6 protein-coding genes, 1 tRNA gene and 1 pseudogene are annotated in these 7,859 nt (G+C 72.6%); 4 read left to right on the top strand and 4 right to left on the bottom strand.

The window, feature by feature from the left end; translation table 11 throughout:
• Positions 1–509 precede the first annotated feature (509 nt).
• Positions 510–1,910, bottom strand: coding sequence for a cystathionine beta-synthase (locus ACWDD9_RS19755; RefSeq protein WP_049656493.1), 1,401 nt, complete (start codon positions 1,908–1,910; stop codon positions 510–512).
• 228 nt (positions 1,911–2,138) lie between these two features.
• Here ACWDD9_RS19755 and ACWDD9_RS19760 point away from each other — a divergent pair, with 228 nt between their 5' ends.
• From ACWDD9_RS19760 to ACWDD9_RS19770, 3 genes are all read left to right on the top strand, one after another.
• Entirely contained in the window at positions 2,139–3,221 is a 1,083-nt protein-coding gene (locus ACWDD9_RS19760; protein ID WP_449812159.1) for an SGNH/GDSL hydrolase family protein, read from the top strand.
• A gap of 63 nt (positions 3,222–3,284) precedes the next feature.
• Positions 3,285–4,505, top strand: a complete 1,221-nt coding sequence (locus tag ACWDD9_RS19765) for an acetyl-CoA C-acetyltransferase (RefSeq protein ID WP_049656496.1) — start codon at positions 3,285–3,287, stop codon at positions 4,503–4,505.
• A gap of 290 nt (positions 4,506–4,795) precedes the next feature.
• On the top strand, positions 4,796–5,734 hold the full coding sequence (locus tag ACWDD9_RS19770; RefSeq protein ID WP_049656499.1) for a hypothetical protein: 939 nt from the start codon (positions 4,796–4,798) through the stop codon (positions 5,732–5,734).
• Positions 5,735–5,827: 93 nt separating this feature from the next.
• Here the strand turns inward: ACWDD9_RS19770 and ACWDD9_RS19775 are convergent, their stop codons facing one another.
• The 3 genes from ACWDD9_RS19775 to ACWDD9_RS19785 all read right to left on the bottom strand — a co-directional run bounded on the left by ACWDD9_RS19775 (position 5,828) and on the right by ACWDD9_RS19785 (position 7,418).
• Positions 5,828–6,226: a hypothetical protein gene (locus ACWDD9_RS19775; protein WP_449812160.1), complete on the bottom strand. Its 399-nt coding sequence runs from the start codon at positions 6,224–6,226 to the stop codon at positions 5,828–5,830.
• Positions 6,227–6,312: 86 nt separating this feature from the next.
• Positions 6,313–7,197 carry a Bax inhibitor-1/YccA family protein gene (locus ACWDD9_RS19780; protein WP_449812161.1) on the bottom strand — a complete coding sequence of 295 codons (885 nt, stop codon included), beginning with the start codon at positions 7,195–7,197 and terminating at the stop codon, positions 6,313–6,315.
• A 139-nt stretch (positions 7,198–7,336) separates the two neighbouring features.
• Positions 7,337–7,418, bottom strand: a tRNA-Leu gene (locus tag ACWDD9_RS19785).
• A gap of 288 nt (positions 7,419–7,706) precedes the next feature.
• Between ACWDD9_RS19785 and ACWDD9_RS19790 the strand changes: the two are divergent.
• Positions 7,707–7,859 (top strand): annotated as a pseudogene (locus ACWDD9_RS19790) (ABC transporter ATP-binding protein); the annotation flags it as partial.

The raw sequence follows: 7,859 nt of genomic DNA on the forward strand, positions 1-7,859 counted from the left end.
CGAGCGTACGGGACGGGCGCGCCCGGCGCGGCGCACGGGCGGCCGCTCGGAGTGCACCCCGCGCGCCCGGCGTGAACGGCGCGAACGGAACGTGCGACGGCGGCGAACGGAAGGGGCCGGCCCCTCGGAGAAGGACCGGCCCCACCGTTCCCCGCCTGGGCTCCCCCACCCGGGAGCCGCGGGACACGCGCCGTGCGGCGCGGTGCTGCCGCGGGAGCCGCCGCACCCTGTCGACCGGCCGGGGCCGGTCAGGGGCGGGACGACGGCGCCTCCCGCGGCGGGAGGACACAGCGGCCGGGTCAGGGCCACCCGATGTGTCCGGAGCCGACCGCGGTCGCCGGGGAGCCGCTCCCGGACGGTTGCCGTCGCCTCACTCGGCGTCCTGCCGTTGACCACCACGATGCCCGAGCCGTGTTAACCACGTGCTGCGGACAGGTGACGCCGGTGTACCACTTCCCCCGTGGACGAATCCTCCGCATCCATCCGCAGGGGGCGGTGGTGACGCCGGGTCAGTGCTGGGCGCGGCCGGTCAGGAAGCCCAGCAGGTCCTGGCGGGTGACGATGCCCTGCGGCTTGCCCTCCACCAGCACGACGGCCGCGTCGGCCTTCTCCAGCACGGTCATCAGGTTGGTGACGGTCTCGCCCGAGCCGACCACCGGCAGCGGCTTGGACATCACCTTGTCCAGCGTGTCGGTGAGCTCGATGTCCTTGGCGAAGATGCCCTCCAGCAGCAGCTTCTCCACCACCGAACCGATCACCTCGCCGGCCATGATGTCCGGGTGGCCGGCGCCCGGGGAGACCACCGGCATCTGCGAGACGCCGTACTCGCGCAGCACCCGGACCGCCTCGGCGACCGTCTCGTTGGGGTGCATGTGGACGAACTGCGGGACGCCGCCCTGCGCGAGGGACTCCTTGCGGGCCAGCACCTCGCCGATGTGCGCCTCGTCGGTGGCCGAGGGCAGGAAGCCGTAGTCGGCCATCCAGTCGTCGTTGAAGATCTTCGACAGGTAGCCGCGGCCGCCGTCCGGCAGCAGCACCACGACGACGTCGTCCGGACCGAGCTTCTTGGCGACCTCCAGCGCGGCCACCACGGCCATGCCGCAGGAGCCGCCGACCAGCAGGCCCTCCTCCTTGGCCAGGCGGCGGGTCATCTGGAACGAGTCCTTGTCGGAGACCGCGACGATCTCGTCCGCGACACCGCGGTCGTAGGCGGTCGGCCAGAAGTCCTCACCGACGCCCTCGACCAGGTACGGCCGGCCGGTGCCTCCCGAGTAGACCGAGCCCTCCGGGTCGGCGCCGATCACCTTGACCTTGCCGCCGGAGGCCTCCTTCAGGTAGTTGCCGGTGCCGGAGATGGTGCCGCCGGTGCCGACGCCCGCCACGAAGTGGGTGATCTTCCCGTCGGTCTGCTCCCACAGCTCCGGGCCGGTGGAGTGGTAGTGCGAGGCCGGGTTGTCCGGGTTGGAGTACTGGTCCGGCTTCCAGGCGTTCGGGGTCTCCCGGACCAGGCGGTCGGAGACGTTGTAGTAGGAGTCCGGGTGCTCCGGGGCGACGGCGGTCGGACAGACGACCACCTCGGCGCCGTACGCGCGCAGGGTGTTGATCTTGTCGGTGGAGACCTTGTCAGGACAGACGAAGATGCACTTGTAGCCCTTCTGCTGGGCCACGATCGCCAGGCCGACACCGGTGTTGCCGGAGGTCGGCTCGACGATGGTGCCGCCCGGCTTGAGTGCGCCCGAGGCCTCGGCGGCCTCGATCATGCGCATCGCGATGCGGTCCTTGACCGAGCCGCCGGGGTTGAAGTACTCGACCTTGGCCAGCACTGTCGCGCTGATGCCCTCGGTGACCTTGTTCAGCTTGACCAGCGGCGTGTTGCCGACGAGGTCGATGATCGAGTTGTGGTACCGCACGGGGATCCTCCCGGTCTGTGGGCATGCGATTTCGGTACTGCGGAGTTCGGTACTGCAAAGCGTAGGGCGTGGCACCCGCCCCGCGGCTCCCCTCCTGCACCCCTCCCCCAATGGCCCACCCCCAGCGGCACCCCCGGTACTCCCGCCCTCCGCACGGGTAAGAGCGCTGTGCAGGCATGGCCGTGGCCCCGGAGGGGCCGGCAGGAGAGCACGTGAAGGGGGCACCGGATGCCAGGGGCACGGGACTCGCGGGCCCGGGTGGCCCGCCGGATCGCCACCGCGGCGGCGTACGGCGGCGGCGGCCTCGGCCTGCTCGGGGTGGGCGTCGTCGGCCTGCTGGTGACCGAGAGCAGACTCGCCATCCAGGCCATCGGCGTCCTGGAGACCGTCCCGCCCAAGGCGGACGGCGTCTACGGGGAGGCCTTCGCCGACCGCGCCGCCGACCCGCAGGCCCCGCTCGTGCTGGCCGTCCTCGGCGACTCCACCGGCGCCGGCCTCGGCGTGGCCCGGGCCGGCGAGACCCCGGGCGCGCTGCTGGCCGCGGGCCTCGCCTCGGTGGCCGAGCGCCCGGTCCGGCTGGTCAACGTGGCCCGCTCCGGCGGCCGCTCCGCCGACCTCTCCGGCCAGCTGGAGCAGGCCCTGCCGCACCACCCGGACGTCGCCGTCATCATGGTCGGCGCCAACGACGTGACCCGGCACAGCCCGGCCCAGCTGGCCGTCCGCCAGCTCGGCGAGGCCGTCGCCGCCCTGCGCGCCAACGGCTGCGAGGTGGTGGTGGGCACCTGCCCGGACCTCGGGACGATCAAGCCGGTGCGGCCGCCGCTGCGCTGGGTGGCCCGCCGGCTGAGCCGGCAGCTGGCCGCCGCGCAGACCATCGCGGTGGTGGAGGCGGGCGGCCGGACGGTCTCGCTGGGCTCGCTGCTGGGCCCGGAGTTCGCCGCCCGCCCGGAGATGTTCGCCGCCGACCGCTACCACCCCTCCGCCCAGGGCTACGCGACCGCCGCGATGGCCGTGCTGCCCTCGGTCTGCGCCGCGCTCGGGCTCTGGCCGGAGGAGGAGCGTCCTGCCACGGCCGTCCCGGGCGGCGCGGTGCTGCCGGTCGCGGTCGCGGCCGCCACGGCGGCCGGTCGGGAGGGCACCGAGGTGGCGGCCGTACCGGCGGAGGGCGCGGGCCGCCGCTGGGCCCAGTTGAGGCACCGGCTGCGGATCGGTCTGCCCGGCCCGGAGAGCGGGAAGGAGCCCGGTACGACCCCCGACGGGGGCCCCGGGAATACGTCGGCCAGCTCACACGCTGGGGCGGGTGACGCCTGATCTACCAGGCGGTAACTTTCCTCCCGGACGTCAGGTCCGCCGTCACCCAGCGAGGAGCCCGCCATGCCCGAAGCCGTCATCGTCAGCGCCACCCGTTCGCCGATCGGCCGGGCCTTCAAGGGCTCGCTCAAGGACGTCCGCCCGGACGACCTGACCGCCCACGTCATCCAGGCCGCCCTGGCCAAGGTCCCGCAGCTCGACCCGCGCGAGATCGACGACCTGATGCTGGGCTGCGGCCTGCCCGGCGGCGAGCAGGGCCACAACCTGGCCCGCATCGTGGCCGTCCAGATGGGCATGGACTACCTGCCGGGCGCCACCATCACCCGCTACTGCTCCTCCTCGCTCCAGACCACGCGGATGGCGCTGCACGCGATCAGGGCGGGCGAGGGCGACGTCTTCGTCTCGGCCGGCGTGGAGACCGTCTCGCGCAGCGTCAACGGCACCTCGGACGGCCTGCCGGGCACCATGAACCCGGTCTTCGACGAGGCCCAGGCCCGTACGAAGAAGCGCGCCGAAGAAGGTGGCGGCGAGTGGCACGACCCGCGCGAGGACGGCCTGGTGCCGGACGCCTACATCGCGATGGGCCAGACCGCCGAGAACCTGGCCGCGCTCAAGGGCATCACCCGCGCCGAGCAGGACGAGTTCGGCGTCCGCTCGCAGAACCTCGCCGAGGCCGCCATCAAGGCCGGCTTCTGGGAGCGCGAGATCACCCCGGTGACGCTCCCGGACGGCACCGTGGTCAGCACGGACGACGGCCCGCGCGCCGGCGTCACCCTGGAGGGCGTGGCCGGCCTGAAGCCGGTGTTCCGCCCCGACGGCACCGTGACCGCGGGTAACTGCTGCCCGCTGAACGACGGCGCGGCCGCGCTGGTGATCATGTCCGACACCAAGGCCCGCGAGCTGGGCATCACCCCGCTCGCCCGGGTGGTCTCCACCGGTGTCAGCGCGCTCTCCCCCGAGATCATGGGCTACGGCCCGGTCGAGGCCTCCAAGCAGGCGCTCAAGCGGGCCGGCCTGACCATCGGTGACATCGACCTGGTCGAGATCAACGAGGCCTTCGCCGCCCAGGTGATCCCCTCCTACCGTGACCTCGGCGTCGACCTGGACCGGCTGAACGTCAACGGTGGCGCGATCGCGGTCGGCCACCCCTTCGGCATGACCGGCGCCCGGATCACCACCACGCTGATCAACTCCCTGCAGTGGCACGACAAGCAGTTCGGCCTGGAGACCATGTGCGTCGGCGGCGGCCAGGGCATGGCGATGGTGATCGAGCGCCTCAGCTGACCCTCCGGGCGCCCTCCGAAGGGTCTGGACCACCCATTTGGAGTGACGCAGCGTAATTGAGGGCCGGATCACACCGAGAGGTCGATCCGGCCCTCATTTCGTTCGTTTTCGACCCGGAAATCGACACTGCGGAGCGGATCAACTCCACTGCGTAGAACGGTGTTACCTAACAATTTGGGGACAAGAGCGAAAGTCCGGGATGAATTGGACATTCGCCCCTGCGGTAACAGCCCCGCATGCGGCAGTGTGGACACGTAACCCCGTTCCGCTCCTCGCTAGGAGTACGTTCCGTGAGCGCCGTCTACACCATCCTGCTGCTGATCCTGATCGCCGTGTCGACCGCCGTGCTGCTCCACCTCCGCGGGCTCTCCCGCCGGCTGGACGCACGGGCCGCGGCCCCGTCCGCGCCCGCACCCGTGGACGAGGCCGCGATACGCCGGGCCGTCACCGAGGCGCTCGCCGCCGACCGCGAGCGGGAGATCACGGAGGCCCGGGCGTTCTGGGCCGAGCAGGAGGCCCGCGCGGCCGAGGACGCGCCGCTGTTCGACTCCCCGTTCTCCGGCACCTTCTCCGGCACCGAGGAGTGGCCGCTCTTCTTCCCCCGCCCCACCGGCCCGCAGGACGCCGTCGACAACGCCGGGACGATGGACCCGGAGTTCGGCGAGGCGCTGCGCTCCGCGCTGGAGGATCTGATCAACGAGGGCGGCTCCGCCCCGGCCGAGCCCGGCGGCGAGGGCGGCGTGCCGCTGCGCCCCGGCCACCCGGCCGGCGAGACCAAGGACGCCCGGGCCCGCCGCGAGGCCGACCTGTTGGCCACCGGCCTGGAGGCCGGGCTGCTGGACGCCGACCAGGCCGTCGAGGAGGCCCCGGTCGCCGCGCCCGACCCGCGCCGCCACCCCTCGCACCCCGACTTCGTGCCCAGCCAGGCGCCGTCCCGGGAGTGGACGGACAGCCGGCTGGCCGCCCTCGCCGAGGAGGCCGTCGCCCTGGTCGACGTCCGCCCGGGCCCGCTGGGCACCCTGGACGTGTACGCCTTCGCCGACGGCACCACCCTCTGCGTGGCCCCGGGCGACCGGGAGGCCGCCTACCGGCTGATCGACGCGGTCCGCGCCGGTGAGCACGTCCGGCTGCTCGGCGGCTCGCGCTTCTCCGGCTCGTACTCGCTGACCTTCTCCACCGACGAGGAGGCCGTCTACGTGCTGGCCGACCGGGTGGTCGCCAGCATCTGACACCGGATCACCAGCAGCAGCGCGCCGAAGGCCGGCCGGGTCACGGGGTTACCGACCCGGCCGGCCTTCGGCGTGTCCGGACTCCTCCGGGCCTCAGCCGCAGAGCACCGCCGTCTCCCGCGCCGCCGCCACCGCCCGGGCCAGCACCGCGGCCGCCGCCACCGGCCCCTCCGGCAGCCCCACCGGGGCGTCCTCCCGCAGCCCCGTGAGCGCGGCCGCCAGGTCGTGCCCGGCGACGGCCAGCTGGTCCCCCACCGCGAAGGCCCCGGCGTCCGGGAACTCCCGCCGCGGGCCGCCCTCCACCGCCGCCGTCAGCGCGACCAGCCGCCGGGCCAGCTCCAGCGCGGCCGCCGCCCGCGACCCGTACCCGGGCACGGCGCCCAGCAGCCTGCTCTGCGGCAGCGAGCGGAAACGATCCGCCAGGGACTCGACGGCTTCGACCAGGGGGTCCACGTCCAGGGGCGCTACGTCGTGGGGCTCTACGTCATGCATGGCAGCGAGCCTAGGCGAAAAGCCGCCGGGCCCCGGAGCGAGTCGCTCCGGGGCCCGGCGGCAGTGGTTCACGAAGGAAGGGACCGTCAGTCGTCGCCGCGCAGGATCGCGATCAGCCGCAGCATCTCCACGTAGATCCAGACCAGCGCCACGGTGAGCCCGAAGGCGGCCCGCCAGGACTCCCGCTGCGGGGCGCCCTGGGCGATGGCCTCCTCGATCTCCGCGAAGTCCAGCGACAGGAAGAAGGCGCCCAGGCCGATGCCGATCAGGCCGACCACGATGCCCAGCGGGCCGGAGCGCAGGCCCATGTCGGCGCCGAAGGCCATCGCGATCATGTTGACCAGCATCAGCAGCACGAAGCCCAGGGCGATCGAGATGCCGATCCGCTGGTAGCGCGCGGTGACCCGGATCCGGCCGCTCTTGTAGGCGAACAGCGTCGCCGCGAAGACCGCCGCCGTGCCCAGCACCGCCTGGATCACGATGCCGTTCAGCATGGTGTTGGCTGCGTGCGACACGGCGCCCATCGCGAAGCCCTGGAGGGCCGCGTAGGTCAGGATCAGCGGCGGGCTGACGCTGCGCTTGAAGGAGACCACCAGGCCGAGGACCGTGGCCACCAGGCTGGCGGCGATCGCGAAGCCGAAGTTCTCGAACGGCAGCGCGAACCAGGCCACCGCGCCGGCGACGACCAGCGTCAGCAGCGTCATGGCGGTGCGGGCGACCACGTCGTCCAGCGTCATCCGCCCGGTGGCCGCCGGGCCCGCCGAGGGCCCGTTGTACAGCTCGTAGAGCTGCTCGTCGGTCATGGGCTGGCCCTGCGGCTGCTGCTGGGCGTAGGGCGTACCCGCGTAGGGGTTCTGGCCGTACTGGTTCTGGCCGTGCTGGGTCCCGGCCTGCGCGGCACCGAACCCCGCGTAGCCGGAGTCGCGGGTGAAGGACCCCTCCCGCGAGAAGACCGGGTTGCTGCTTCTCATTGCTCATTCCCTCCGTGGCGGCACTGCACCGCCCATGCACAAGGGTAATGGCTTGGCAAAAATTCCGGGATACGCCGCGAGGAGGATCCGGTGAACAACGACCGGCGGGGACGCCGTCGCGCCCCCGCCGGGTGATCGGTGCCCGGAGCCGGACTCGAACCGGCACGGCCTCGCGGCCAAGCAGTTTTAAGCTGCCCGTGTCTGCGTTCCACCATCCGGGCGTCTGTGGGACCCCCTGAGCCTAGTCTCCCGGATCACCCTTTCGCATGTTCCCAGCCCCGGAAGTTGTCATGTTTCCTTGCCATCTGACGAACTGTCCGGGATTCGGCCACGAAGGATATCCGTTCCGGCCACCCGTCCGCCTCAGGGTTCACGTCATACCGCAGGAGGAGGGGGTCGCCCGCCCCTACGCCCAGCGGTGGTAGGACCAACCGTCCGGCGGAGCGACGCAGAACCATGATCACGTCGCGGAGCATGGAGGTACAAGTCCGCGAGCACTAGGAGTCCCCGTGACCACGTCGACCGCAACCGCCGTCCGCACCGGCCTGGCGGCCGCCCGAGCCACCGGCCTGAACAAGGTCTACGGGGAGGGGGAGACCCGCGTCGTCGCCCTCGACAACGTCAGCGTCGTGTTCCCCCAGGGCGAGTTCACCGCCATCATG

It is taken from the genome of Kitasatospora sp. NPDC001119 (assembly GCF_053598475.1).

What these genes read in the sequence shown, in the direction of transcription:
- ACWDD9_RS19780 (WP_449812161.1), bottom strand. Translation starts at nt 7,197, where the DNA reads ATGAGAAGCAGCAACCCGGTCTTCTCGCGGGAGGGGTCCTTCACCCGC.
- ACWDD9_RS19775 (WP_449812160.1), bottom strand. Translation starts at nt 6,226, where the DNA reads ATGCATGACGTAGAGCCCCACGACGTAGCGCCCCTGGACGTGGACCCC.
- ACWDD9_RS19765 (WP_049656496.1), top strand. Translation starts at nt 3,285, where the DNA reads ATGCCCGAAGCCGTCATCGTCAGCGCCACCCGTTCGCCGATCGGCCGG.
- ACWDD9_RS19760 (WP_449812159.1), top strand. Translation starts at nt 2,139, where the DNA reads ATGCCAGGGGCACGGGACTCGCGGGCCCGGGTGGCCCGCCGGATCGCC.